Source organism: Gordonia sp. VNK1 (genome assembly GCF_040049135.1).
Classification (GTDB): Bacteria; Actinomycetota; Actinomycetes; order Mycobacteriales; family Mycobacteriaceae; genus Gordonia; species Gordonia oleivorans.
On record NZ_JBDZDJ010000008.1, the window covers coordinates 202,111 to 228,669 of the forward strand.

Consider the following 26,559-nt stretch of genomic DNA (forward strand, 5'->3'; position numbering starts at 1 on the left):
CGGTCAGCCGTCCTTCGCGTCGAGAGCCGCGGCCACCTCGGCGGGGAATCCGCCGGTGGCCACCGGCCCCCACGACGTCGGGGTGATGCGGATGACCGACTTGTTCTGCACCCGCATCGCCTCGCGGTACTCCTCCCAGTCCGGGTGCTCACCGGAGATGCAGCGGAAGTAGTCGACCAGCGCATCCTCGGCCTCGGGCATGTCGAGGACCTCGGCGGTGCCGTCCACCTGCACCCACGGGCCGTTCCACTCATCGGAGATCACGCACACGCTGACCTGCGGTCGCCGTGCGGCATTGACCGTCTTGGCACGAGCGGGATAGGTCGCGATGACGATACGGCCCTGCGCGTCCACACCGCCGCTGACCGGCGAGAGTTGTGGCGCGCCGGACCCCCGGGTGGTGAGCAGCAGCATCTTGTGACGAGGCGTGACGAAGTCGATGAGTTCGGCCTTCTCGACGTCGGTGGCGGTGGCGATGGTTCTGGGCATACCGCCACCCTAACCATGAGCGCAACGCCGATGGGCGGGCCAACTCACGCGTCGACACGACGGTAGCCGGCCGTCACCGCCGCAGCGTCGAAGACCGTGGCGTTCGGCGACATCCGCCCGAGCCCGGGCTTATGGTGTGACAAACCTTCCACGAAGGAGAGCCCGCTATGTCTGAATCTCCTGTCGCCACCCCGCCCGCCGCGTCACCGACACTGCGGGAGTTGACCGTTCGGGGCATCATCCTCGGCGGCCTGATCACCCTCGTGTTCACCGCCGCGAACGTGTACCTCGGCCTCAAGGTCGGTCTCACCTTCGCCACCGCCATTCCCGCGGCGGTGATCTCGATGGCCGTCCTCCGGTTCTTCGCCCATCACTCGATCGTCGAGAACAACATCGTCCAGACGATCGCCTCGGCCGCGGGCACGCTGTCGGCGATCATCTTCGTCATCCCGGGCCTGGTGATGATCGGCTGGTGGACCGGATTCCCCTACTGGATCACGGTGGCGGTCTGCGCCGTCGGCGGCATCCTCGGCGTGATGTACTCGATCCCGCTACGCCGCGCACTCGTCACCGGCTCCGACCTCCCGTATCCGGAAGGTGTTGCCGCAGCAGAGGTTCTCAAGGTCGGTGAGACCGAGGAGGGCGCGGAGAGCAACCGCGCCGGCCTCATCGCGATCATCGTCGGATCGGTCGGATCGGCGCTGTTCGCGTTGCTGGCCAAGATGCGGATCGTCACCGACTCGGTGGGCGCATACCTCAAAATCGGTTCCGGTGGCACCATTTTCGGCGCCAGCCTGTCCCTGGCCCTGATCGGTGTCGGGCACCTCGTCGGCCTGACCGTCGGCATCGCCATGCTCGTGGGTCTGGTGATCTCCTACTTCATCCTGATGCCGATCTACTCGTGGGGCGATTTCACCGCATCGACCGGTGCCATCGGCGACGTCCTCGACACCGTCTTCTCCGACGACGTCCGGCTCATCGGTGCGGGCGCCATCGCCGTGGCGGCGGTGTGGACCCTCATCAAGATCCTGCGGCCGATCATCACCGGCATCTCCAACGCCCTGACCTCGTCGCGCTCACGACGCGAGGGGATCACCGTCGACATCACCGAACGCGACATCCCGATCACCTACGTCGGGGCCACCGTCGTGGCGATGCTCATCCCGATCGGATTGCTGCTCTGGGACTTCGTGCAAACCCCCGCGTCGGGGCAGTCCACCAACCCGATCGACGGGTCGTCGGGCGGCATCATCTCCGTCACCATCCTGTTCGTGGTGATCATCGGCCTGGTCATCGCCGCCGTGTGCGGCTACATGGCCGGCCTGATCGGTTCGTCCAACAGCCCCATCTCGGGTGTCGGCATCCTCGTCGTCATCATCGCCGCGGTCCTGGTGAAGATCGTCTACGGGACGGCGTCGGGCAGCGAGACCGACGCGCTCATCGCCTACACGCTGTTCGCCGCCGCGATCGTCTTCGGTGTCGCCACCATCTCCAACGACAATCTCCAGGACCTCAAGACCGGCCAACTTGTCGGTGCCACACCGTGGAAGCAGCAGGTCGCGTTGATCATCGGCGTCCTCTTCGGGTCGATCATCATCCCGCCGATCCTGGAACTGATGAACAACTCCTTCGGCTTCGCCGGGATGCCCGGCGCCGGCGACGACGCCCTGTCGGCACCACAGGCCCAGTTGCTGTCCACCCTGGCCACCGGCGTCCTCGGCGGTTCGCTCAACTGGAGCCTCCTCGGGATCGGCGCTCTCATCGGGATCGGCGTCATCATCGTCGACGAGGTGCTCGGCCTCACGACCCGCCGGCTGCGGGTTCCGCCGCTCGCCGTCGGCATGGGGATGTACCTGCCGATGTCGTTGACGTTGGTCATCCCGATCGGCGCGATCCTCGGTGTCTTCTACAACAAGTGGGCCGACCGTTCCGGCGGCGACGCCGAGCAGAAGAAGCGGATCGGCGTGCTGATGGCTACCGGCCTGATCGTCGGTGAAAGCCTCTTCGGTGTCATCTTCGCCGGCATCGTCGCGGCCACCGGCGACGATTCTGCGCTGGCCGTCGTCGGCGACGGTTTCGAGAACTACGCCATCTGGCTCGGCGTCGTGCTCTTCGTCCTGCTCGTCGGTGGACTGTACAAGTACGCGCAGCGCCTCGCGAGCGCCGGCGGCACACCCAACACGAAGATCGACACGACCAAGCGGCTCTGAGGCGCCGATCCCTTGCATCTGCATGCTCGACTCCCACACGCATGCAATGCATTCCGTGCAAGCGGGAGGTGCGCGCGCAACTATCCCGACGACGCCGGCGCCAGGATCGCGGCGACCATGCGCTGCATCTGCGTCCCCCAGTAGTCGTCGAGCGGCTCCTCGGGCCGCATCAGGGTGTGCAGAATGGCCGCGCCACCGAGCATCTCGATGAGCAGGGTGGCGTCGACGTCCGCACCGATGGCACCGGCGTCGCGCGCCGCCTCGAGCCGCACGCCGACGGCCCCGAAAACCCCACCGAAGCCTTCGAGGACCTGCCGATGCAGTGCCGGGTCGGCGGCCATGTCGGCGATCAGGCCGGGCAGCGCGGCGCGGGTGACCGGGCTGCCGAACACCTCGCGCACCTCGGCGATCATCGAGGCGAGGTCGGCGTCGAGGTCGCCGGTTTGTGACACCAGCGTGGTGAATCGTCGCAGGGTCGCGTCGTGCACGAGATCGGGTTTACCCGTCCACCGACGATAGATGGCCGTCTTGGTGGTCCCGGCGCGTTCGGCCACCGCCGACATCGTCAGCCGGGCGTATCCGACGTCGACGAGGAGCTCACGGGTCGCGCCGATGACCGCCCCGTCGATCGCCTCATCGCGAGGTCTCCCGGCGGATTTCCGGATTTCGCTGCGCGGGGACATCTGGTCTGTTGTCATAACGCAACCGAGCGTAGCGGAATCGGGGCGAATGGAGCATCATGACCGAGTCGGCATCCTCGACGGGCACTCCCACCGTCGACACCCACGTGGATCCCCTCCAGCGTTCGGCGCGCGACACCTCGTCGCTCGCCGACACCCTCGCGGACTGGATCGCCACCCAGACACCCGATCGCGGCCGCCCCGATCTGCACGTCGACGCCGGCGGCGACGCGAACGGCATGTCGTCGGAGACGATCATGGTCGACGCGCAGTGGCCCGGCGAATCGGCGCCGGAACGCTGGGTGATGCGGATGGCGCCACGGGCAGAGGACATCCCGGTCTTCGACACCTACCGCCTCGATCATCAATACGAGGCCATGCGCCGCGCGGCCGCGGCCACCGCCGTCCCGATTCCGCGAGTGCACTGGCTCGAACCGACCGGCGACGTGACGGGCTCTCCGTTCTTCCTGATGGACCGCGTCGACGGTCTGGTACCGCCGGATGTCATGCCCTACACCTTCGGCGACAACTGGCTCTTCGATGCGTCGACGGAAAAGCAACGAGCCCTGCAGGATTCGACGGTGCGCCTGATCGCCGAGCTGCATTCGATACCCGACGCCGCCGCCACCTTCGGCTTCCTGCGCGACGGTGGGCCACCGTCGGACACCGATCTCGGCAGCCGTTTCTCGTGGCTGGTCGAATGGTACGACTCGTCGGCTGCCGCGATCGGCCGTTCACCACTCGTCGACCGCGCGCTCATCTGGCTACGGGAGAACTTCCCCACCGACGCCGCCGACCGGCCCTCGGTGCTGGTATGGGGTGACGCCCGCATCGGCAATGTGATCTATCGGGACTTCGCTCCGGTGGCCGTACTCGATTGGGAGATGGCCACATTCGGCCCACGCGAACTCGACGTGGCCTGGATCATCTTCGCCCACCGGGTATTCCAGGAACTATCCGGCCTGGCGGCCCTGCCCGGCATGCCGGACTTCATGCGCGAGGACGACGTCCGCGCCACCTACCGCGACGCGACCGGCGTCGAACTCGGTGACCTGCAGTGGTTCTCGGTGTTCGCCGGCGTCATCTGGTGTTGCGTCTTCATGCGGGCAGGCGCGCGGCGCGTCCACTTCGGGGAGATCGATCCGCCTGGCGACATCGACGCCGAACTGTTCTATCACCGCACCCTGCTCGAACGTCTCATCACCACACCCGAGGAAGGACACTGATGCTCGGCCCCGCCGACGAGTTCCCGATTCATCAAGTACCCCAACCGATCGCCTGGCCCGCGAGCTCCGATCGCAACTTCTACGACCGCTCCTACTTCAACGCGCACGACCGCACCGGCGAGATCTTCCTGATCACCGGCATCGGCTACTACCCGAATCTGGGCGTGAAAGATGCGTTCGTCCTGATCAACCGTGGTGGCGACGCCCAGACCGCGGTACACCTGTCCGACGCCATCGACGCCGATCGCCTGCACCAACACGTCGGCGACTACCGCATCGACGTCACCGATCCCCTGCATTCGCTGCACATCTCCCTCGCCGAGACCGAGGGCATCGAGATCGACCTCACCTTCACCGGACTGTTCGACGCCCTGCAGGAGATGCCACACCTGATGCGCACCGGCCCCAAGGTGACCCTCGACGCCCAACGCTTCGCCCAGGTCGGCACGTGGCAGGGCAGCATCGTCGTCGACGGCCAGGAGATCACCGTCGACCCCGCCACCTGGATCGGCACCCGCGACCGGTCCTGGGGTATCCGGCCGGTCGGCGAACCCGAGCCCGCGGGTCGCCCGGCCGATCCACCCTTCGAGGGCATGTGGTGGAACTACATCCCGATGGCCTTCGACGACTTCCAGCTCGTACTGATCGTGCAGGAATCCCCGGATGGCTTCCGCACGCTCAACGACTGCAGCCGGGTGTGGAAGGACGGCCGCGTCGAGCAATTGGGCTGGCCTCGGATCACCGTCCACTACCGTTCGGGTACCAGGATTCCGGCCGGCGCCACCATCGAGACCACCGCCCCCTACGGGGCGGCCGTGCACCTCGAGGTCACGTCGCGGCTGGCGGTACCGATCCACGTGGGCGGCGGCTACGGCGGCGATCCCGACTGGACACACGGGGTGTGGAAGGGCGCCGATTTCACCGAGCGTCGCTCGTACTCGTTGTCCGATCCGGCCGTCGCCGGCCGCATCCCGTTCGGGGTCATCGATCACGTCGGACACGCGGTGTGCCGGGAGGCCGACGGCACCACCCGCGAGGGGTGGGGACTCTTCGAGCACGGTGCCCTGGGCCGCCACGATCCGTCGGGTTTCGCGGACTGGTTGTCGGTCGCCCCCTGAGTTCTGCGCCACACCCCTTGCCAGGTACCCCCCGGGGTATATACCCTCGGGGGTATGAGAATTGTTGTCGTCGGCGGTGTCGCCGGAGGTATGAGTGCGGCCGCCCGCGCTCGGCGCCTCGACGAAGATGCCGAGATCATCGTCCTCGAACGCGGTCCGCACCCGTCGTTCGCCAACTGCGGGTTGCCGTATTACGTCGGCGGTGAGATCGCCGACCGCGACGAGCTCCTGCTGCACACGCCGGAGAGTCTGGCCGAGACACTCAACCTCGACGTCCGGGTGAACCACGAGGTCATTGCGGTGGACCCGACCGCCCGCCGGGTGCGGGTGGCCACCGCCGAGGGCATCGACGAGATGGCCTACGACCACCTGATCCTGGCCCCCGGCGCGCGCGCCGTCCGCCCGCCCATCCCCGGCCTCGACGCCGAATGCGTCACCACGTTGCGCACCGTCGGCGACGCCGTCGCCCTGCGTGAACGTGTCCTCGACGGAGCCCGGCGCGCCGTGGTCCTCGGTGCCGGCTTCATCGGCGTCGAGGCGGCCGAGGCCCTGCGCCTGCGTGGCCTCGAGGTGGCCCTCGTCGAACTCTCCGATCACGTGCTGCCGCCCCTCGAACGGGAGCTGGCCTCCGCCGTGCGCGATGAACTGACCCGCCTGGGCATCGCGGTTCACGACGGCATCGGTGCGACCGCAGTGGAATACACCGCAGTGGAATACCACGGCGCCACCACCGATTCCGGCAATCCACCCGCGACCGTGATCCTGTCGGACGACACCCGGATACCCGCCGATGTGATCGTGCTGTCGGTCGGCGTCACCCCGGATACCGCCCCCTTCGAGGCCGCCGGCGTGGCCTGCGAACGCGGTGCGATCGTCGTCGACGAGCATGGCCGGACCAACCTCGACCGCATCTGGGCCGTCGGGGACGCGACGGTCTCCACCGATGCGGTCACCGGTATGCGACGCCCCGTCGCCCTGGCCGGGCCGGCCAATCGCGCGGGCCGGCAGGTCGCCGACGCCATCCTCCGACCCGAGACCGCCCGGCCGATCCCGGCCCCCTTGGGCACGGCGATCGTCCGCGTCGGCGAGCTCACCGCCGCCCTCACCGGTGCCAATCGGGCAGCCCTGGATGCGTCCGGAATCGATTATCGGACAATGCACTTGCATCCGAACAGTCATGCCGGATACTTCCCGGGGGCAGAACAGATCAGTCTGATGCTGCACGTCCGCGCGGGTGACGGGCTCCTGCTGGGCGCCCAGGCGGTCGGCCTCGATGGCGTCGACAAGCGAATCGACGTGCTCGCCACCGCGATCCGCAATCACATGAGCGCCGCCGATCTGATCGATCTCGACCTCGCCTACGCGCCGCCCTACGGATCCGCCAAGGATCCGGTGAACCTCGCGGGCATGATCGCCGACAACATCGCCACCGGCACCGTGCAACTCTGGCACGCCGCCGACGTCGACACCGTCCTCGTCTCGTCACTGGTGCTCGACGCCCGCTCGGCCGACGAGTACGCCGGCGGACACCTTCCCGGAGCACTCAACATCCCGCACACCGAGATTCGTGAGCGGATCGAGGAGGTCCGGGCGGCCGCCGACGGCCGGCCGGTGCGGGTCTACTGCCACTCGGGCATGCGTTCGTACCTGGCCACCCGCGCCCTGTCCGCGTCCCTGCCCGACGTCGCGAATCTCTCCGGCGGCATGCTGACATTCCTCGGCTGGTTCGGTGCGGCGGCCGCCGACCACATCGTGGCCGACGAACGCACCACCGCCTGACCTCGCACCATCACACCCACCCCATCTCACCGACCCCCCATCTTCACCAACCCCGAGGAGTACCCATGTGCCAACGAACGACCTGCCGGAAATGCGGAAAGGCCAGCTGGCGAGGCTGCGGTAATCACGTCGACCAGGTGATGCGCGGCATCCCGCAATCGCAACGCTGCCAAGGGCATGCGGGCGAGCCGGGCATGTTCGCTCGGTTCTTCGGCAAGGGCTAGACACACACCCCAGGCGCGGCTCAGAACCAACCGTTCTGAGCCGCGCCGTTCAGAATCGCGCCGTTCAGAATCGCGCCGTTCAGAATCGCGCCGTTCAGAATTGGCCGACCGCGAAGCCGATCAGCAGCACCACCACACCACCGATCTCACCGACGATCAATGCGGTGGTGGATGCACGCAAACTCGTTGAGGCATGCGCGAATTGGTTGTCGGTGTCGCGGCGCCAGCCGTGCAGCATGTAGGTGATGATCGCCCCGACGAAGAACACGATCGGCACGCCGGCGGCGACGAGATTCACCCAGGTCGGCCAGGCACTGAACTCGACAAGCGCGGCGAGCAGCAACGTCGCGAACGCGTAGAGCAGCGCCGCCCGATGGGCGATGTCGACGTACGGGTGGGCGAGATGGGTGGGCGACGACAGCATCTCCCGGTACTTCCACACACCCAGGATCAGCGCCAGCACCAGGATCAGACCGGCCGCGAACACCACGATCGCGGTGTCGATGCCGATGTCGGGTGCCATGGCCGTCAGTCTGTCACGATGATTCCGTCAGGTCACCGGGGCAGTCCTCAGATCAGCTGACCCAGCGGGACCTCCGAATCGGCGAGCTTGTTCAGATCGAGCGTTGCTCCCGAGGCCACGAGCGCCTTGATGTCGTCGAGTTGATCCCAGATATTGCACTGCATCCCGGCGAGCAGGTGCGCATCGTCGTCGACCCACAGCGCGACGAACTCCCGCGCCCCGAGGTCGCCACGGATGATCACGCGATCGTCGGCGCCGGCGAGCCCGCTGTACTCCATGCCGAGGTCGTACTGGTCGGTGAAGAAGTACGGCAGGTTTTCGTACTCGGCGTCGCCGCCGAGGATGTTCGTCGCCGCCACCGCCGGCTGATTGAGTGCGTTGGCCCAGTGTTCCGTGCGGACCCGGCGCCCCAGGACCGGATGCATCTGGTTGGCGATGTCACCGACGACGAAGATGTCCGGATCACTGCTGCGCAGGCCGGCGTCGACGAGGACACCCCCACCATCGATCTCCACCCCGGCGCTCTGCGCCGGTCCCAGGTTCGGAACCGCACCCGCCGCGACCAGCACGGCGTCGGCATCGATGGTCGATCCGTCCTTCAGACGCAGCCCGGCAGCGGCACCGCCGTCGGTGAGGATCTCGGCCACCTGCACCTCGGTCCGCAGATCCACCCCGTGGCCGCGGTGCAGGTCGGCAAAGACGCGGGCCACCTCGTCGCCCAGGACTCGTTGCAGTGGTAAGGCCGCGGCCTCGGCGACCGCCACCTCGACACCGCGTCCGCGGGCCGTCGCCGCCACCTCGAGCCCGATCCACCCGCCACCGACGATCGCGAGTCTGCTGATGGAGTCCAGCGCCGAACTCACCGCCTGAGCGTCGTCGAGCGACCGCAGGTGATACACCCCGCTCGCATCCGCTCCGGGCAGGTCCAGGTGCCTCGACGACGACCCTGTCGCCAGCACCAACGAGTCATACGACAGTGTCGATCCGTCGGGCAGGGAGACCGTCTTCGCCGCCGCATCGACGGCGTCGACGGTGGTGCCGGGCCGGAAGTCGACCTTGTGGTCGAGGTACCAGTTGGTGTCGTGGACGGTGAACTCGTCGGGCTTCTGTTTCCCGGCGAGGAACTCCTTGGACAGCGGTGGACGCTCGTACGGCAGGCGTTCCTCGGCACCCAGCAGCACGATGTCGCCGCCGTAATCCTGATCTCGCAACGCCTCGGCGGTCTTTGCTCCCGCGAGGCCTCCTCCGACGATGATGATTCTCGACATGGCGATTCCTCTTCTCGGTGGACTCTCCGATCCACCGTACGCGGGCACGCCACACCGTCCGGGCGACTTGAGTCCACACCCATCCTTCCGCTGCGCAGCTCCGAATCCATCGCAGCACCGAGTCCATCACAGTCCAGATCCGTAGCCCACCCGCGTCCCCGAGGAGCCGCACATGCGCACGAGGCCGCTACCCACGGTCACGTCCGACGCCCCCAGCGATCCACCAGACGACGCCACCCTCGTCGAGGGCATCGTGCGGGGAACCCTCGACGCCCACGCCTCGGTCCTCGGTGCCGTCGACCCCGACACCGCAGCGCTCACCGGCGCGATCCGGCGTTCCGCGACCGGCGGCAAGCGATTACGCGCGGCGTTCTGCCTGTGGGGATCTCGCGGTGCGGGTGCCGATCTCGCGCCCGGCGCCGCCGCGGCCGCCGCCGCCATCGAGTTGTTCCACCTCGCCGCGCTCGTCCACGACGACATCATGGACGACAGCGACACCCGTCGCGGTCTTCCGACCGTGCACCGCGACTTCGCCGATCGGCATCGTCGAGACCGGTTGCGCGGCAACCCCACCACCCACGGCACCTCGATGGCGATCCTCGCCGGCGACCTCTGCCTGACCTGGTCCGACGATCTGCTCGCCACCGCCCTCGACGACGCCGACCGCGACATCCGCCGTGCGGCGCGCGCGGTGTGGTCACAGATGCGCGACGAGGCCTTCGCCGGCCAGACCCTGGACATGCTGGCGCAGACCACATCCGGTATCACCCGTGCGCGAGCGCACACGATCCTGCGCTTCAAGAGCGCCAAATACACCATCTCCCAGCCACTTCGGCTCGGCGGAACCCTGGCGCGAGCCGATGCCCGCCTGCTCGCCGATTACGACGACATCGGCATCCATGCCGGCGAGGCCTTCCAGCTACGCGACGATGTCCTGGGTGTGTTCGGCGATCCGGCGGCGACCGGCAAATCCAACGTCGACGACATCCGGGAGGGCAAACGCACCCTGCTCGTGGCCATCACCGAGGAGCGCGCGAACCGGGTCGGCCGTCAACTGCTGTCCCGCGCATTGGGTAATCCGGCTGTGCGAGAACGGGATGTGGCCGCGCTGCGCGAGTTGATGGAGTCCACCGGCGCTCGACGCGGTGTGGAACGACGCATCGACGAGCTGACCGATGCGGCCCTGCGCACCGTCGACGGGCTCGACTCCGATGACCGCACGCGGAAGGCGCTGACCGATCTGATCCACCGGTGCGTGTGGCGGGAGTCATGAGCGACGCAGCACCCGCACCGCCGGTGGTCGACCTGCACCTGTTCGGGGTCGACTCGGTGTTCGCCGCGCTGCAGCGCGTCGCACGTGCCCGTCGATCGTTGAAAGATGTTCCCGGACTGCGCTTTGCCAAGGTCCTCGGCACCGGTTCCGGTGAGACGTTCACCATGCGCGACGCCGATCTGTCCCACTGGGCCGTACTCCTCGCCTGGGAGGAGAGCGGCCCGATGGGACTGTCCTACCTCGATCGGTGGGAGGCGATCAGCCGGGAGCACCTGCGGATCCGGATGCGACCGCTCTCCGCCCGCGGCCGGTGGTCGCGGCGGGAACCATTTGGTGTCAACGCCTCTCGCACGCCGGGTCGAGTACCGGGTCCGGTCGCGGCGATCACCCGAGCGCGGCTGCGCCCGACCCGGATGGCATCCTTCTGGCGTTCGGTACCGCCGGTCGCGGCGGCCCTCAACGCGTCGTCGGGGGTGCGTCTCGCGGTGGGGATCGGTGAGGCTCCCATCGGCGTGCAGGGCACCTTCTCGCTGTGGGATGACGCGCGCGATCTGACGGCCTTCGCCTATCGAAACCCCGAACACGTCTCCGCCATTCGACGTACCACACCCGAACGGTGGTATGCCGAAGAGCTTTTCGCCCGATTCAGCGTCGAGACCGTCGACGGGACATACCGGGGTGACACCCAGTGAGCAGCGTGTCCGGACGCACCGTCGAGCACGCCGGCGCACACCTCGTCCCACGTCGCTTCCTGCCGATCGCCGCCTGGACGCTGTTGTGCGCCAACATCCTTCTCCAGATCGCCTTCCCGCTGACCGGCGGCGGCACCACCGCGATGACCACGGGCAGCGCCCTGCTGCTGTCGGTGGCCATGCTCTGCGCGGCCGGTGCCACCCACGGTCTCCGTGGTGCCCTGACCCTGCTGCTCGTCGCCGGTGGTGGCGGACTGCTGGCCGAAACCGTGGGCGTGCACACCGGAGTCCCGTTCGGCGCCTACTCCTACACCGGCGCGCTGCAACCGGAACTATTCGGAGTGCCCGTCGCGGTGCCCGCGGCGTGGATCATGATGAGTTGGCCGGCGTTCGTCGTCGCCACCCGGCTTGCCGCTGACCGGACCTGGTTGGTCATCCCGGTCGGTGCGTACGCACTGACCGCGTGGGATGTCTTCCTCGATCCGCAGATGGTCGACAACGGCTATTGGCAGTGGGATTCGACGACGCCATCGCTGCCCGGAGTGGACGGCATCCCGCTGTCGAACTTCGCCGGCTGGCTGATGGTCTCGCTGATCATCATGACGTGTCTGAGCGTCGCAATGCGCACCGGACGGGGCTCGGACGCCCCGGAGGGCACGGTCCCGCTCGTCGCGTACCTCTGGACGTACTTCTCGTCGGTGATCGGCCACCTGGTCTTCTTCGGCCAACCCATGGTCGCGGTGGTCGGCGGGGTGCTGATGGGGGTGATCGCGATTCCCCTCGCGATCTCGCTGGTCCGCGAGGTGCGTCGTGCGCGGCGGTGAGATCTGGCGTGCGCTGGTGGCGTGCGGAACAGCGACGGCCACCGGCTCGGCCGTGCTGGCGATGGTGAACGCCGCCACCATCCGGGTGCCGAATGCGCACGCACCCAGTGGTGACGAACCGTTGTCGGTGCTGCTGCCCATGCGCGACGAGGCCCGCCACGCCCGCGACTGCCTCCGCGCCGTCGCCGCCGCAGCCGATCGGTGGCGGGGGCCGGTGCGCATCGTCGTACTCGATGACGACTCCTCCGACGGCACCGCCGACATCCTCGCGGACCTGGCCGAGCAGATTCCCGCACTCGAGATCGTCAGCGGCGCCGGCCCCATCTCCGGGTGGCTCGGCAAGGCGTGGGCGTGTGAGCAGTTGTCGTATCGCGCCGTCGAGCGGGGCGTTCTCGTCTTCGTCGACGCCGACGTGCGGGTGGCGCCGGACGCGTTCACCGCGAGCGTGGCCACGATGCGCACGGCCGGATTGGACATGTTCTGTCCCTACCCGCGTCAGATCGCCGGCACCTACGCCGAGCGGCTGATACAACCGCTCCTGCAGTGGAGTTGGATGTCGACGCTCCCGCTGCGACTGGCCGAACGGTCGGCGCGGCCGAGCCTGTCGGCCGCGAACGGTCAGTTCCTGATCGTCGACGCCACCGCCTACCGCCGTGCCGGTGGTCACGGCGCGGTGCGCGCCGAGGTGCTGGAGGACATCGCGCTGCTGCGTGCGGTGAAGGCGGTCGGTGGGCGCGGGGTCGTCGGTGACGGCAGCGAGGTGGCTTCGTGCCGAATGTATGTGGGCTGGCGGGAGATTCGCGACGGGTACCGCAAGTCGCTGTGGTCGGCCTTCGGTTCCCCGGCAGGTGCGGCGGCGGTGTCCGCTCTCCTGCTGCTCACCTATGTCGTGCCCGCCGTGGCCGCACTCACCGGCTCACGGGTCGGCCTGTTCGGTTATCTGGCCGGGGTCGCCTCGCGGGTCGTCAGTGCCCGCCGGACAGGTGGACGTGCACTGCCCGACTCGCTGGCACATCCGATCTCGGTCGTCGCCTTCACCGGTATGACAGTCGATTCCGTGATCACCCATCGCCGAGGACTGCTGCGCTGGAAGGGACGGGAGATCAACGGTGTCTGACATCGTGGTGATCGGCGCCGGTGTCGGCGGGCTCGCCGCCGCGATCCGGTTGCAGGCGGCGGGGCATCGGGTGACCGTTCTCGAGCAATCTGCGGACGTCGGCGGCAAACTCGGCGTCCTCACCCAGGACGGATTCGTCTTCGACACCGGGCCTTCGCTCCTCACCATGCCGCAGGTGCTGGCCGAGCTGTTCGCCGACACCGGGGCGCCACTGGGGAATGTCCTGGACTTGCAACGCCTTCCGATCGCCGCGCGGTATTACTTTCCCGACGGCACACTCCTCGACCTGCCCGGGGAGATGACCGACATCCCCGCCGCACTCGACGCCGCCCTGGGTTCGGGATGCGGCGCCCAGTGGCAGGGTCTGCTGCGGCGCTCCCAGCAGATCTGGGACGTCACGCGGGAACCGTTTCTCGAATCCCCGATCTCGTTGCGGCGCATGGCCTCGCTGGCTCGTTCGGTGTCCGACGTCCGTACCGTCGCCCCGTGGCACAGTCTGCGCGGCCTGGGCCACCGGTACCTCGACGACGTCCGACTCCGCATGATGCTGGACCGCTACGCCACCTACACGGGTTCCGATCCGCGCCGCGCACCGGGGGCGCTGTTATCGGTTCCGTGGGCCGAGCAGAGCGGCGGCTCGTGGTATGTGCGCGGCGGTCTCGGCCGCATCGCGATCGCCCTACGGGACCGGCTCCTCGAGCTCGGTGGGCTCCTGTGCACCGACACCGAGGTCGAGGCCATCACCACCTCGGGTGGGCGGGTCACCGGTGTGCGCACCGTCGGCGGCCGCGTCGTGGACGCCGATCTCGTGGTGGCCAATGCCGATGCGGAGCAGGTCTATTCGCATCTCATCACCACACCGCCCGCTCGTCGGGCGCGCCGCTCGCTGCATCGATCCACCCCCTCGTTGTCGGGTTTCGTGATGCTGCTCGCCGTCGACGATCCGCCGCCGATGACCCATCACACGGTGCTGTTCCCCTCCGACTACGACGCCGAGTTCGACGCGGTCTTCGGACGCCACGGCCGGCCCCGCCCGGTCGCCGACCCGACCATCTACATCACCGCCCCCGACGACCCGGCGGTGCGACCCGACGCCTCGACCGCGGCGTGGTTCGTCCTCGTGAACGCCCCACGGCACGACCCGGACCGCGGAATGGATTGGGATGCACCCGGTGTGGCGAGCCGGTATGCCGATCTCCTCGTGGACCTGATGTCGATGCGCGACATCGACATCGCCGGACGCATTCGCCATCGATTCGTCATCTCACCGTCCGACCTCCAGCGGCGGACCCTCACTCCCGGCGGGTCGATCTACGGGACGTCGTCGAACGGACCACGGTCCGCCTTCCTGCGTCCCGCCAACCGTTCCCCCGTCCCGGGCCTGTACCTGGTCGGCGGATCGGCCCACCCCGGCGGGGGCGTGCCCTTGGTCCTGCTGTCCGCGAAAATCGTTGCGGGACTGATCGGCCCGGCCTGACCCCGTCGAGTGGGCGCCCTTTCCCGTCGAGTGTGCGCTGTATTCCGTCGAGTGGGCGCCGTATTCCATCGAGTGTGCGCCGTATTCCATCGAGTGGGCGCTGTATTCCGTCGAGTGTGCGCAGTATCCTACCGAGTTACTCGCTCCGCCCGCCGCAAGTGGAGGATGGTGCGCACAGTCAACGCGAAACAGCGCCCACTCAACGAGATTCGACGCACGGTCGACGCGAAACAGCGCCCACTCGACGCAAAAGGACGCACAGTCGACGCGAAAAGGCGCCCACTCGACGCGACGGAGACTACGACGCCGACGGTCCCGTCGTCGTGTCGCCACGCAATCTCTTGCGGATGAGTTCGGCACTGATCAGGCACATCGGCAGACCGATGCCCGGTCGCGTGCTCCCACCGGCGTAGTACAGCCCCGACACCTTGCGAGATCGGTTGGTCGCCCGCAGAAAGGCACTCTGCCGCAACGTGTGTGCCGGTCCGAGCGCGCCGCCGGACCACGAGTTCAGATCGTCGACGAAGTCCGCCGGACCGGTGGTGCGCCGCAGCACGATCCGGTCGGCGAGATCGGGGATGTCGGCCCATTTCGACACCAGTTCGATGGCGCGGTCGGCGATCTGCTCGATCAGCGGGTCGCCGAGACCATCGACGCCCCCGTGGCCCAGACCGGGATCGGCCGGCACCGGGACGAGGAAGAAGAGATTCTCGTCGCCCTCGGGTGCGACCGAATCGTCCGACGCCGATGGCCGGCACACATACAATGATGCGGGATCGGGTACGCGAGTGGGCCTTTCGAAGATCGCATCGAAGTTCGAGCCCCAATCCTCGGTGAAGAACAGCGAGTGATGGGCCAGTTCGGGCAGCCGCCCACGCACTCCCAGGAACACCAGCACCGCACCGGGGCCCGAAGTCCGACGATCCCACCACTTCTGGTCGAAGGTCCGCAGTCGAGCGGGCAACAGCTCCGTTTCCAGGTGATGCAGGTCGGTGGCACCGATCACCACGTCTGCGGCCAGCACCCGTTCGGTACCGTCGGCATCCCGCACGCGGACGCCACTGACCTCCGCCGACCGCCGATCCCGCAGCGAGCGGCCAGGATTCGGGCGAGTGGTGATCTCCACCACCGGGCTCGACGCGTGCAAGCGCGCACCCGCACCCTGCGCCACCCGGACCAGCGCATCGACGAATGTGGTGAATCCGCCGTCGGGATACCGCACGCCGTCGTCGAGATCGAGCCAGCTCATCAGGTGATACATCGCCGGCGCACGTTCCGGCGACGCACCGAGAAAGACCGCCGGGTACCCGAGGATCTGGCGGAGTCGCCGATCGGTGAAGTACCGCTTGGTGTATCCGTCGAGGCTTTCGCCGAGCAGCCGCAGCAACCGTGGCAGCCGCCGCACCAATTCGGTGCCGGTGAAGGCGTGCGCGGTGTCGAAGCTGGTGTAGAGGAACCGTCTCACCGCGACGTCGTACGTGTCGCGTGCCGACGCGAGATACCGGTCCAACGCGGCACCGGCCCCCGGCTCGATCGACTCGAACATCGCCCGGTTGCGCGCCACGTCACCGGACACATCGAGCGCGTCGCCATGTCCCTCGAAGAACACCCGATACCCGGGCTCCAGCGACGTCAACCTCACCTGTTCGGCCGTCGATGTCCCCAGCAGGGCGAAGAAGTGGTCGAAGACCTCCGGCATCAGCCACCACGACGGGCCGGTGTCGAAGCGGAAACCGTCGCGCTCCCAGCTTCCGGCGCGGCCACCGAACTCGGCGCCCTGCTCCACCACATCAACATCGTGGCCATCGGCGGCCAGCAGCGCGGCCGTCGCCAGACCGGCCACGCCACCGCCGATGATCACTACCTTCTTCTGTTGCGGCACAAGACTATTCATCGTGGGACCACCTTCGACTCACCGATCATGCGGCCACCCGGGGCCGCCCACGACGCGCCATCGCGGCGGCCGCGATCCGGACCTTGCCGGGGGTCGACACCCGGATCCGCCGACGCGCCGCCTCGGCCGCCGGCACCCCGCGCAGACCGACGGCCAACTCCGCGAACAGATCGTGGGCCGTACACACCGCGATGCGGCTGCCGATCGGCAGGTCGGGGATGATCGTCGCCGCGGCCGCGAGATCGGTGTCGACGTCGTCGAGCCACCGGTGCCAGGCGTCGTCGCGCGGGTCGGCCGGGTCGAGCCCGGTGAGGTACGTCCGTCCCAGATCGCCGCTGTCGACGCCGAAGTCCCGGAGAAAGTTCACCTTCTGGAAGGCCGCACCGAGCCTACGCGCCCCCGGGGCCATCGCGTCGTACCGCGCGTACCGATCCCGCTCATCGGCCAAAAACGCGCGCAGGCACATCAATCCGACGACCTCGGCCGATCCGTAGATGTAGGTGGCCAGCGACGCATCGTCGTGATTCGTGCAGTCCAGATCGGTACGCATCGACGCGAAAAATGGTGCGGTGAGCGATGATTCGATACCGACCCGGCGGGCGGTGCGGGCGAAGGCGTGGACGACGAGATTGGCGCTCGTCCCGGTGCCCATCGCCTCCTCGGTGTCGCTCTCGAGCTGGTCGAGGGCCACCCGACGTTCGTCGATGCCCTGTCCCGGGCGTGGGGCGTCGACGATCTCGTCGGCCACCCGCACCAGCGCGTAGATGTTATGGACATCGCGGCGCACCGGCCCGCGCAGCAAGCGGGATGCGAGACCGAACGACGACGAGTACGACCGGATCACCAGGGAGGCACTCGCTTCGGCCACGGCGTCGTACCGGGCGTACGGCTGCACCCGGTCCAGGTTGGGTCGGCGCAGGCTCACGTCCGGGCTCCGACGAGGCGATACGGATCTGGCCCGGTACCCAGGGCACGAACCTGTTCGACGAACCACGGGCTGAGCAACCACGGCGTACGGATCGCTGCCGCCCACACGTCGTCGACCCCGGCCCAGGCGACTTCCATCACCTCGTCCGGATTGGCGACGACCGGTCCCCGGGCACGCGCCAGAAACACCGGACACACCTCGTTCTCGACCACACCGCTGGCGTCGACCGCGCGGTAACGGAAATCGGGGATGATCGGCCGCAGGTCGTCGACATCGAAACCCAGCTCACGCTGCGAGTAGCGGCGAACGGCGTCGGTGATGTCCTCCCCGGGCCGGGGATGCCCACAGAACGAGTTCGTCCAGACGCCCGGCCAGGTCTTCTTGCTCAACGCGCGCCGCGTCATCAACAGTCGGCCGGCATCGTCGACGACGTGGCAGGAGAACGCCAGATGCAGCGGTGTGTGCTCGTCGTGCACCGACCCTCGATCCGCCGTGCCGCGCGGCGTGCCGTCGTCATCGACGAGTACCACCAGGTCCTCGGTCATCGGCGCGGCTCCTCGCTCCACTCGTCGCTGCAGTCGGTTGTGTCACCCCTAACCCACCAGCACTTCGACGCCGAAGCAAATCCGGATGGGCGGGTCCCGCCCGGTCGCGGAGTAGCGGCTCCGATCAGTCGCGATGCAACAGCGGCAGCAGCGCCTCGGTCTTCTCGGTGGTCCATCCGGGCGGTGAGAGGATGCGCGCCCACGAGTACGGAATCGCGCTCAGATAGTGATGCCCGTGCCCGTCGGGTACGCCGGTCGACACCGCCATATCGGCGGAGACCTGCAGGAATGTGACCAACGGGATCCAGCGCACCGCGTCGAGGACGTCACGTCCCCGGTCCTCGCGCAGCCAGTCCGGCTCGGACAGCACCAGCGCCGGCGACCACCACGTGATCGGGTCGGAGGCGTGCTGGAGATACACCACACGTGGCCCGGGCCAGGGCGCATCGGGGCGGTCGAGATCCGGCGGGTCGGCGATGAATCTCACCTGTTCACCGTTGCCGTAGATCGGCTGCCACTGCGGCGACCCGGCGTCACGCGCCGTCGTCGCATCGCTCCAGATGGTGTTGTTGAAGGTGGGACCGCTGAACAGGGCACCGTCGGTGCGGGCGGCCACGGTGGGAACGGTGCCGAAGGCGGCCTCCGCACCGAAGCTGCCCAGGCTCTCCCCGAAGACGACGAGCTTGGGTCGTTGATCCTCCGGCAGCGCCCTCACCCGGGCGTCCACCGCCTCGAACAGTGCACTGCCCGCCTGCCGGGCGCGTTCCTTGTCCACCAGGAACGAGATCCAACTCGGCAGGTAGGAGTACTGCATCGACACCGTCGCGACGTCGCCGTTGTACATGTACTCCAGCGAGTCGATGGTGGCCTTGTTGAGCCAGCCGGAACCGGTCGCCGAGCCGATGGCGATCACCGCGCGGTCGAGTCCACCGGCCCGCACGAGTTCGTCGGCGGCCAGCCGGGCATTGGCGCGCTGGTCGTCGCCGGACCCGAGCCCGACGAACGCACGGATCGGTTCCATCGCCGGTGCGGCGTTGAACGCCGACAGTTCCTCGACGGACGGGCCGCCGTTGACGATGCGGCGGCCTTCCCGTCCCAGCGACGCCCAGGTGACCAGCGACCCCGGACCGCCGGATCGCAGCCCGCTCGTCGGCGGCGCCGAATCCGGGTCGGTCTCGTTGTTGGCGGCGGCGAAACTCGCATTGAGCCACTGCATCGAATACTTGGCGACGACGCCGTTGAGGATGAACACCGTCAGCAACACCACGACCACCGCACCGGCGACGGCCGAAACGCGGGGCGGCGCAATCCGGTTGAGCTGCCGAACCAGCCACACGAGCAGTGACGCCCAGGCCTGACCGATGACCATCAGGATCACGAACACGATCACCGCGATCACGACCACCGCCGGGTACGCCGTCCACGACAGCCGATCGACGCCCATCAGGTCGCGGATATCGTTCTGCCACTTCGCGAACCAGTAGAACATCGACGCGGTACCGATCACGAAGGCCACCGCCAGCGCGATCCAGAACACCCGGCGCGGCGACGACCACCGCCGATCCCGGGACAGCATGAACCGCCCCAACCACGCCAGGAACGCCCCGACGCAGTAACCGAGCGCGGCGCCCGCGCCACTGACGACCCCCTGGAAGAACGCACCACGCGGCAACAGTGATGGCGTGGCCGACAGCCACAGGAAAATGGTGCCCATCACCAATCCGGTGAAACTGATGCGGTGGGAGTACGCGACGAGGCGCCGACGCAGCCCGCTTGCCCCGGGCGTGTCGTCCTCGAGCACATCTCTTTTCGATTCAGCGTCCGTCGGTTCGCCGTCCGTTGGTTTGACGCCAACGCCCTTCGACGACGCGGTGTCCGGTTCACTCCGTGGTTCGCCGTCTCCCGGCGTCGCCGCATGATCCTCGGCGGGCTTGCTCGACATGACTGCTCCTGTCACCGCAACGGATCGATCATCGGGCACAATCACCCAGATACCGCCGAAACCCTATCCGCACATCATCCGCGGCAACCAGCCGAGCCCGGCAGCGAGGAACCACCCATGTCACGGTTGCGCTGGTATCCGCCGCTGGTGGTGGCGTTGCTGATCGGTGTGCAGATCGTGGTGTTCACCTCCCCTCTGACCTACGCCGGATGGTTCATCCCGGCCGCTGCCGTCGTCATCGCGATCCTCGGCCGCGTCACCGGCCTGAGCTGGGATGACCTGGGACTGTCGCCCCGGACGATGCCCACCGGGTTGCGGTATGCCGTCGTGATCGTCGTGATCGTCGCCGTCGTCGCCGCGGGGGCCGTCGCGCTGCCGTGGACGCGCGAGTTGTTCCACAACGACAGCTACCCCGATGTTCCGGCGGCGATCTACGCCGCGCTGGTCCTGATTCCGTTGCGGACGGTCCTGGCCGAGGAGGTGATCTTCCGGGGTGCATTGCTCGGGTCGCTGGCGCGGCTAACCTCTGCGCGCGTCGCCCTGGCCGGTCAGGCCGCACTGTTCGGCTGCTGGCATGTCGCATCGTCGTTGGGGCTCGCCGCGCACAACGACGGCATCGGCGACATCGTCGGCACCGGACCCCTCGGCGTGGTGGCCGGGGTACTGATCGCCGTGGTCGTCACGGGCGGCGCCGGGCTCCTCCTGGGATGGCTGCGGATGCGCAGCGGCAGCCTCCTCGCCCCGATCGCACTGCACTGGTCGGTCAACGGGATCGGTGCGATCGCCGCGGCGATCGCCTGGCAGTTGAACTGACCGACCAGAATGCCGCGCTACCCGGTCGTCGCGCTACCCGGTCGTCGGGGGCGGGGCGTCGAGCATCGGGACCAGGTAGCGCCGGGCGACGTCGACGAGTTGATCGTCGTCGGAGAGGTCGATGATGTGGCTGGGGATGACGACGAACGACACGGAGATCCGCGCCAGCATCTCGGCGGTCAGGTCGACGTCGAGGTCACCGCGCAGGTTCCCGGCCTGCTGTTCCTCACGCAGTTGCGCGGCGACGAAGATCCGCACCGCGGTCAGCAGCCGACCGTCGTCACCACCGATCAGGCCGGCCAGCACCGACGGTTCCACCTCGAGCAGCCCGATGATCAGCGGGTTCGTCGTCACCGCGCGATACGCGCTCAGGAACCCGGCCACCAGCCGATCGGCGGCGGTGCGGGCGGGCGCGACGTCGGCGAGGAACTGCACCAGATACCGGCGGAACTCACGCAGCATCACCTCCTCGACGAGGATGTCCTTGTTGGTGAACTTGCGGTAGAGCGTCACCCGCGATGTTCCCGCGCGGCGCGCCACCTCCTCGAGCGAGGTGCGCTGGATACCCATCCGTCGGAACTGGTCGTAGGCCGCGTCCAGCAGACGCACCCGGATCGGGTCCTCCTCGACGTCAACCCCACCCCCGACCGCGGTGACATCGTCGAAGGCCCGTTGCAGCAACGATTTTCGCGGCGGCGTTGCTGAGTCCATACTTCTCCCACGGATTGTTGAGACGGCATCACCCGACCACGAACGACCCGACCCCCCACCATGCTAATCCGAGCATGCCCGATCTCCGGGATTCACCATCCCCCGTTCACAGCACTCCCCACCTCACTGACAGCGCTCTGTCCCACGCTGCCGGCGCCGCGCATCGACCTCCGATCCGCGTCGCGCACTATGCTCGACGACGTGAATGCGCGCGCAGGAATCGTGGTCACCGGCACCGAGGTCCTGACCGGCCGCATCGCGGATCAGAACGGTCCGTGGGTGGCGCGGCAACTACTCGACATGGGCGTCGACGTCGCACACATCACCGTGTGCGGAGATCGCCCCGACGATCTGATCGCCCAACTACAGTTCCTCGCCGCACAGGATGTATCGCTGATCGTCACCACCGGCGGACTCGGCCCCACCGCCGACGATCTGACCGTCGACACCGTGGCCCGCTTCACCGGCCGGCCACTGCACCTCGACACCGACCTCGAGGCCCACATCGGTGGCATCATCCGACGATGGCAGCAGCAACGCGGCGTCACCGACGACTCCGCCGCAGCCCGCGCGGGCACCCGCAAGCAGGCCATGGTTCCCGCAGGGGCCCAACCCATCTCACCGGTCGGGACCGCGCCCGGCATCGCCATCCCGGGCGACGACGGCCCGGCGATCCTCATCCTGCCCGGACCACCGCGCGAACTGCAGGGCATGTGGCCCGCCGCCATCGCCACCGGCCCGATCGAGCAGGCGCTCGCCGGCCGGGGCGACTTCCGTGAGCAGACGATCCGCGCAATGGGGCTGTCCGAATCCGATCTCGCCGCAACGCTGCGTGAGATCGGTCCGGGTATTGCGGGATTCGACGATCTCGAGGTCACCACGTGCCTTCGTCGCGGTGAGGTCGAGATCGTCACCCGCTATCCGTCGACCGCCGCCGCCTCCTACGATGCCCTCGCCGATGCCCTTCTCGCACACCATGGTTCGCAGATCTTCTCCGTCGACGGCGCCACCATCGACGACCTGATCGCGGTAGCGCTGCAGGGCCGCACCATCGCGACGGCCGAATCATGCACCGGAGGATTGATCGCCGCGCGCCTCACCGATCGGCCGGGATCGTCGGATTACGTTGCCGGAGGCGTGGTCTCGTACTCCAACGAGGCCAAGGCGGCACTGCTCGGGGTGCCGGCGCAGCTGATCGCCGAACACGGTGCGGTCAGCGAACCCGTGGCCGCCGCCATGGCCGAGGGCGCCCTCGACCGATTCGGCGCCGACACCGCACTGTCGACCAGCGGGATCGCCGGACCCGGTGGCGGAACCACTGAGAAACCGGTGGGCACAGTCTGTTTCGGCGTCGCACTGGCGGGACGTCCCACCATCACACGCACCCTGCATCTGCCCGGTGACCGCGCCGCGGTTCGCGACCGCTCGACGACGATCTCATTGCACCTGTTGCGGCGCGCACTCGCCGGATAGTCGGCATCACCACTCCTGCATGGAAAGTCAGGGCAGATGACGCCGATAGCCGCGCAGCACCACCAGAATCGACACCACGAGCAGGCCGATGAGAATCGACAGCAGGCCGACGGTGCTCAGCGGCGGCGTCAGCAGTGCCAGGATCGTGGGCACCGCGAAACCCAGATAGGCCACGGCGTAGAAGATTCCGGTGAGGGTCGCCAGGTCCTCGGCGGGGGCGATGCGCTGCACCTCGAGGAGTCCGGAGACCAGCCCGATGCCGAAACCCGCTCCGAAGACGAGACTCGCGACGATGCCGATCACCCAGCTCTGCGATGCGACGGCGCCGATCATCGTGATCAGCCCGACGACGAGGGCGATGAGTGCGACCACGATCCCGCGGGCCCCCGACGGGGTGTCGATCCGCCGCGCAACAGGCTGGATGGCCGCACCGGAGACCAGCGCGATCACACTCAATGCCGTCGCGTAGGCGAGCCCGAGCCCACCCGTCGACCCGGAGAGCAACACCGGCTGGTAGCCGTAGGACAGTCCGCAGGCCGCGAAAAGCCAAGGGCCGCAAACCAGGACCACGCCCAGGAACCGCCGGTGTCGCGCCGACGGCACCACCAGTCGATGATGCAGCGGCCGCGCGGCGGCGGCGGGGAACACGGTCTCGGGTGCGCGACGCACGAGCAGGAGCATCGGTAGCGTCACCGCGATGTGCAGAACGTAGGGCAGCACCTGGGGTATCGGCCCCCATTGGGCGATACTGCCGGCCACCGCGGCACCGGCGGCCGAACCGAGCGTGAAGGCCAGCGATGCCCGGCGCGCCCCGGCACCGGCGTCGGCCCGGACGTCGTGCGGCGGCCCGGACAGTTCCTTGAGCCAACTGGTGCCGACCGCCATCGCCGTACCCACCGACATGCCGGCGAGCAGCCGTCCGAGATAGATGGGAGCGGAACCGAATTCACCGAGCGCGAGAAGTACACTGCCGATGAGACCGAAGGCCACCGCGTAGTACATCGGTGTGCGGCGGCCGATGTGGTCCGACACCGCGCCGGCGATCACCAACGCGGGGGCCAGCCCTGCGACGTAGATACCGAGGAACATCGTCACCGTGCCGGCCGAGTAGTGGCCCACACGCTCGTAGAGCAAGAGCATCGGACTGAACTGATTGCCCGACCATGCACAGGCGAAGACCGCACCGAACACCGGAATCCAGCCACGGCGGGCGACCGCTCGCGGGTCGAGCGTCTCCGCCGATCCGGCGATCGCGGTGCCCGAACTCATATCGCCCCGCGGTACCGGCCGAAATGGTCGGCGAGCATCTGATCGAAACCCGCCCGGTCTCCGGCGGTCAGCCGCTCGGCGAGCACCCGATGATCGGCATAGGAGGCCGCGAGGTTGGCCACGTCGATGCGTAACAACAGGTTTCGCAGACGCTGTTGCCGACTGCGCAGTCGGTCGTAGAAGTCCGCGGCGATCGGGTTCCCCGACGCACTCACCATCGTGGCGTGGAACTCGTCGTCGGCTTCGACGAACCCGTCGACGTCGCCGTCGTCGACGAATCCCTGCTGACGCCGCAGATTGTCGGCGAGGCGATCGGCGAACTCCGGCGCGGGGCCGCCGGCGGTGAATACCTGACCGGCCGCCGCCGTCTCGACGCCGTGACGCATCGCGAGGACGTCGGCCGCCTCGGTCGGTGTCATCGGGCGCACGATGGCCCCCTTCCGCGACACCAGGGTGAGCAGCTGTTCGGAGTCCAACCGCAAGAAGGCCTCGTGTACCGGCGTCCGGCTGATTCCCAGTTCCCCACCGATGACACCCTCGCTGACGAGGTCACCGCCGGCGAGGGTGCCGGCGAGGATGCGTTCCTTGGTGTAGGCGTAGGCGCGTTCGGCCGCCACCGGCCCGGTCGTGGACGCCATGACCGACGACCCTAGCTTGCATACAAGCTTGCGTGCAAGGATGGGCCGTCAGCGCACCGACCGCGCTGACGCCGCAGCCGCGGTGTCGGCCCACAATCCCGCGATGATCTCGGTGGCCGATCCACCGCGCACCCCGCGGTGGGCCGCCCCGGCCCAGAGGTTGACCGCCGAGGGATCCCCGGCCGCGATGGCCGCCTTGCGGATCGGACTGGTGAGGTGATGGACGGTCGGGTACTCCGCGGGTGCCGCCGCGTCGAAGTCCTCGATGAATCGGTTGCGTAGCGCCCGCGCCGGCCGGCCCGAGAATGCCCTGGTCACCGTGGTCGCATCGAATGCCGGGTCGCGCAGCGCCGCGCGATGGACCGCATTGGTCCCGGCCTCGTCGGCGTCGAGGAGAGCGGTGCCCACCTGCACCGCCACCGCGCCGGCGGCGAGGCAGTCATCGATCATCGGCCCGTCACCGATCCCACCGGCGGCGATCAGCGGGACATCGGTCAATCCACCGATCTGGCCGAGCAGATCCAGGGTCGACGTGGTGTTCGGGACGGCGTCGATGTCGAGGGTGGCTCGATGACCTCCCGCCTCGGCACCCTGGACGCACAGGGCGTCGACGCCGACGGCGAGCGCCCGCGTCGCATCGGCCGGATCGGCCACCGACGCGATCACGAGAATTCCGGCCTCGTGCAATCGGTCGACCACCTCACGCGAGGGAAGACCAAAGGTGAACGACACCAACGGAACCCGGCGCTCGATCATCAGATCGACCTTGGCGTCGAACCGGTCGTCATCGGCGTCGACGATGTCGGGAAGATCGATACCCAGATGTCTGGCGAGCGGGCCGAGTGCCTCGCGATAGCGTTCGACGGCGCGTCGGTCACGCAGGGGTCGCCCCGGGGCAAAGATGTTGACGCCATATGTGATTCGGGCGTCGGCGACGGCATCGATCTCGGCACCGACGGCGTCGGGCGTCTTGTAGCCGGCCGCCAGGAAACCGAGCCCACCGCCGTGTGCCGCGGCGATCACCAACTCCGGTGTACTCGGTCCACCCGCCATCGACGCGGCGATGACGGGCACCGCCGGACTCGTCAGATCGAACATCTCGCACTCCTCTCAGTCGCGGTCAGGGCCAGCGTAATCACCACCGCGGCGCCCGGGTAATGCGTCTAATCAGTCAGCGCGGGAGAAATTAGGACAGTCTCTGTGAGCGCGCGGCCCACGCACCCCTTTGTGCAAGACCGTCGTCGACCAGCGCGCCGCATCTCACGCCACGGCAGCATGCACGACAATATGCTCGAGTAGATGCAGGTTCCCTGAAGTTGTTTCGGCTCTTGTGACGTAGTTGTGGGTGGGTTCGGCGTGGCGTGAGGGCGCAACGCCGTTGTCCTGCTTAAGGTTTGGTTTGCGAAGACTAAACCTGAGGAGTTCCGGCGTTGCGCATGTCCAGTG

At 68.1% G+C, this 26,559-nt stretch carries 25 protein-coding genes; 12 read left to right on the forward strand and 13 right to left on the reverse strand.

The features are described from left to right. Positions 1-3: 3 nt before the first annotated feature. Complete coding sequence (locus tag ABLE94_RS12735) at positions 4-489, reverse strand: PPOX class F420-dependent oxidoreductase (protein WP_348806247.1); 486 nt, start codon at positions 487-489, stop codon at positions 4-6. 167 nt (positions 490-656) lie between these two features. On the opposite strand from ABLE94_RS12735, the gene ABLE94_RS12740 reads away from it, so the two are divergent. Continuing rightward, positions 657-2,699 (forward strand): OPT family oligopeptide transporter, encoded by a 2,043-nt coding sequence (locus ABLE94_RS12740; protein ID WP_348806246.1) that lies wholly within the window; start codon positions 657-659, stop codon positions 2,697-2,699. An 80-nt stretch (positions 2,700-2,779) separates the two neighbouring features. Here the strand turns inward: ABLE94_RS12740 and ABLE94_RS12745 are convergent, their stop codons facing one another. Further along, positions 2,780-3,397, reverse strand: a complete 618-nt coding sequence (locus tag ABLE94_RS12745) for a TetR/AcrR family transcriptional regulator (RefSeq protein ID WP_348806245.1) — start codon at positions 3,395-3,397, stop codon at positions 2,780-2,782. A gap of 41 nt (positions 3,398-3,438) precedes the next feature. On the opposite strand from ABLE94_RS12745, the gene ABLE94_RS12750 reads away from it, so the two are divergent. From ABLE94_RS12750 to ABLE94_RS26555, 4 genes are all read left to right on the forward strand, one after another. Next, positions 3,439-4,605 (forward strand): phosphotransferase family protein, encoded by a 1,167-nt coding sequence (locus tag ABLE94_RS12750; RefSeq protein ID WP_348806244.1) that lies wholly within the window; start codon positions 3,439-3,441, stop codon positions 4,603-4,605. Continuing rightward, the gene (locus ABLE94_RS12755; RefSeq protein WP_348808911.1) at positions 4,605-5,723 is read left to right on the forward strand and encodes an Rv3169 family protein; all 1,119 of its coding nucleotides are present in this window, start codon (positions 4,605-4,607) and stop codon (positions 5,721-5,723) included. Before ABLE94_RS12750 ends, ABLE94_RS12755 begins: the two co-directional genes overlap by 1 nt. 54 nt (positions 5,724-5,777) lie before the next feature. Continuing rightward, positions 5,778-7,502 (forward strand): FAD-dependent oxidoreductase, encoded by a 1,725-nt coding sequence (locus tag ABLE94_RS12760; RefSeq protein WP_348806242.1) that lies wholly within the window; start codon positions 5,778-5,780, stop codon positions 7,500-7,502. A 65-nt stretch (positions 7,503-7,567) separates the two neighbouring features. Beyond that, a complete protein-coding gene (locus ABLE94_RS26555; RefSeq protein WP_496560824.1) occupies positions 7,568-7,726 on the forward strand; it encodes a DUF8730 family Cys-rich protein in 159 nt (52 codons plus the stop codon). 94 nt (positions 7,727-7,820) lie between these two features. On the opposite strand, the gene ABLE94_RS12765 is transcribed toward ABLE94_RS26555, so the two are convergent. Together ABLE94_RS12765 and ABLE94_RS12770 are read right to left on the reverse strand one after the other, a co-directional pair. Next, entirely contained in the window at positions 7,821-8,249 is a 429-nt protein-coding gene (locus ABLE94_RS12765) for a hypothetical protein (protein WP_348806241.1), read from the reverse strand. A 47-nt stretch (positions 8,250-8,296) separates the two neighbouring features. Next, complete coding sequence (locus ABLE94_RS12770; RefSeq protein ID WP_348806240.1) at positions 8,297-9,517, reverse strand: NAD(P)/FAD-dependent oxidoreductase; 1,221 nt, start codon at positions 9,515-9,517, stop codon at positions 8,297-8,299. Between the two features lie 172 nt (positions 9,518-9,689). On the opposite strand from ABLE94_RS12770, the gene ABLE94_RS12775 reads away from it, so the two are divergent. The 5 genes from ABLE94_RS12775 to ABLE94_RS12795 are packed head-to-tail and all read left to right on the forward strand — an operon-like array spanning position 9,690 to position 14,900. Next, positions 9,690-10,790 carry a polyprenyl synthetase family protein gene (locus ABLE94_RS12775; protein WP_348806238.1) on the forward strand — a complete coding sequence of 367 codons (1,101 nt, stop codon included), beginning with the start codon at positions 9,690-9,692 and terminating at the stop codon, positions 10,788-10,790. Then, complete coding sequence (locus ABLE94_RS12780) at positions 10,787-11,482, forward strand: monooxygenase (protein ID WP_348806237.1); 696 nt, start codon at positions 10,787-10,789, stop codon at positions 11,480-11,482. The genes ABLE94_RS12775 and ABLE94_RS12780 overlap by 4 nt, the downstream gene beginning before the upstream one ends. Further along, positions 11,479-12,306: a carotenoid biosynthesis protein gene (locus ABLE94_RS12785; RefSeq protein ID WP_348808912.1), complete on the forward strand. Its 828-nt coding sequence runs from the start codon at positions 11,479-11,481 to the stop codon at positions 12,304-12,306. The genes ABLE94_RS12780 and ABLE94_RS12785 overlap by 4 nt, the downstream gene beginning before the upstream one ends. Further along, positions 12,293-13,423: a glycosyltransferase family 2 protein gene (locus tag ABLE94_RS12790; RefSeq protein WP_348808913.1), complete on the forward strand. Its 1,131-nt coding sequence runs from the start codon at positions 12,293-12,295 to the stop codon at positions 13,421-13,423. The genes ABLE94_RS12785 and ABLE94_RS12790 overlap by 14 nt, the downstream gene beginning before the upstream one ends. Beyond that, the gene (locus tag ABLE94_RS12795; RefSeq protein WP_348806235.1) at positions 13,416-14,900 is read left to right on the forward strand and encodes a phytoene desaturase family protein; all 1,485 of its coding nucleotides are present in this window, start codon (positions 13,416-13,418) and stop codon (positions 14,898-14,900) included. Before ABLE94_RS12790 ends, ABLE94_RS12795 begins: the two co-directional genes overlap by 8 nt. A 298-nt stretch (positions 14,901-15,198) precedes the next feature. Here the strand turns inward: ABLE94_RS12795 and crtI are convergent, their stop codons facing one another. The 4 genes from crtI to ABLE94_RS12815 form a co-directional block, all read right to left on the reverse strand. Next, positions 15,199-16,794: a phytoene desaturase family protein gene (gene crtI / locus ABLE94_RS12800; protein WP_348808914.1), complete on the reverse strand. Its 1,596-nt coding sequence runs from the start codon at positions 16,792-16,794 to the stop codon at positions 15,199-15,201. Positions 16,795-16,819: 25 nt separating this feature from the next. Next, entirely contained in the window at positions 16,820-17,719 is a 900-nt protein-coding gene (locus ABLE94_RS12805) for a phytoene/squalene synthase family protein (protein WP_348806232.1), read from the reverse strand. Next, a complete protein-coding gene (idi, locus tag ABLE94_RS12810; RefSeq protein WP_348806230.1) occupies positions 17,716-18,267 on the reverse strand; it encodes an isopentenyl-diphosphate Delta-isomerase in 552 nt (183 codons plus the stop codon). The genes ABLE94_RS12805 and idi overlap by 4 nt, the downstream gene beginning before the upstream one ends. A 124-nt stretch (positions 18,268-18,391) precedes the next feature. Beyond that, positions 18,392-20,209 carry an alpha/beta hydrolase gene (locus tag ABLE94_RS12815; RefSeq protein WP_348808915.1) on the reverse strand — a complete coding sequence of 606 codons (1,818 nt, stop codon included), beginning with the start codon at positions 20,207-20,209 and terminating at the stop codon, positions 18,392-18,394. A gap of 117 nt (positions 20,210-20,326) precedes the next feature. Here ABLE94_RS12815 and ABLE94_RS12820 point away from each other — a divergent pair, with 117 nt between their 5' ends. Beyond that, complete coding sequence (locus ABLE94_RS12820) at positions 20,327-21,022, forward strand: CPBP family intramembrane glutamic endopeptidase (protein WP_348808916.1); 696 nt, start codon at positions 20,327-20,329, stop codon at positions 21,020-21,022. A gap of 33 nt (positions 21,023-21,055) precedes the next feature. Here the strand turns inward: ABLE94_RS12820 and ABLE94_RS12825 are convergent, their stop codons facing one another. Then, a complete protein-coding gene (locus ABLE94_RS12825; protein WP_348806227.1) occupies positions 21,056-21,733 on the reverse strand; it encodes a TetR/AcrR family transcriptional regulator in 678 nt (225 codons plus the stop codon). 201 nt (positions 21,734-21,934) lie between these two features. On the opposite strand from ABLE94_RS12825, the gene ABLE94_RS12830 reads away from it, so the two are divergent. Then, complete coding sequence (locus tag ABLE94_RS12830) at positions 21,935-23,206, forward strand: competence/damage-inducible protein A (RefSeq protein WP_348806226.1); 1,272 nt, start codon at positions 21,935-21,937, stop codon at positions 23,204-23,206. Between the two features lie 27 nt (positions 23,207-23,233). Here ABLE94_RS12830 and ABLE94_RS12835 read toward each other — a convergent pair whose 3' ends face one another. From ABLE94_RS12835 to ABLE94_RS12850, 4 genes are all read right to left on the reverse strand, one after another. Further along, positions 23,234-24,475, reverse strand: coding sequence for an MFS transporter (locus ABLE94_RS12835; RefSeq protein WP_348808917.1), 1,242 nt, complete (start codon positions 24,473-24,475; stop codon positions 23,234-23,236). Beyond that, a complete protein-coding gene (locus ABLE94_RS12840; protein ID WP_348808918.1) occupies positions 24,472-25,113 on the reverse strand; it encodes a GntR family transcriptional regulator in 642 nt (213 codons plus the stop codon). Before ABLE94_RS12840 ends, ABLE94_RS12835 begins: the two co-directional genes overlap by 4 nt. Positions 25,114-25,161: 48 nt before the next feature. Continuing rightward, complete coding sequence (locus ABLE94_RS12845; RefSeq protein ID WP_348808919.1) at positions 25,162-26,211, reverse strand: nitronate monooxygenase; 1,050 nt, start codon at positions 26,209-26,211, stop codon at positions 25,162-25,164. Between the two features lie 162 nt (positions 26,212-26,373). Continuing rightward, on the reverse strand, positions 26,374-26,559 hold a 186-nt coding region (locus ABLE94_RS12850; RefSeq protein WP_348808920.1), incomplete at its 5' end, for a hypothetical protein.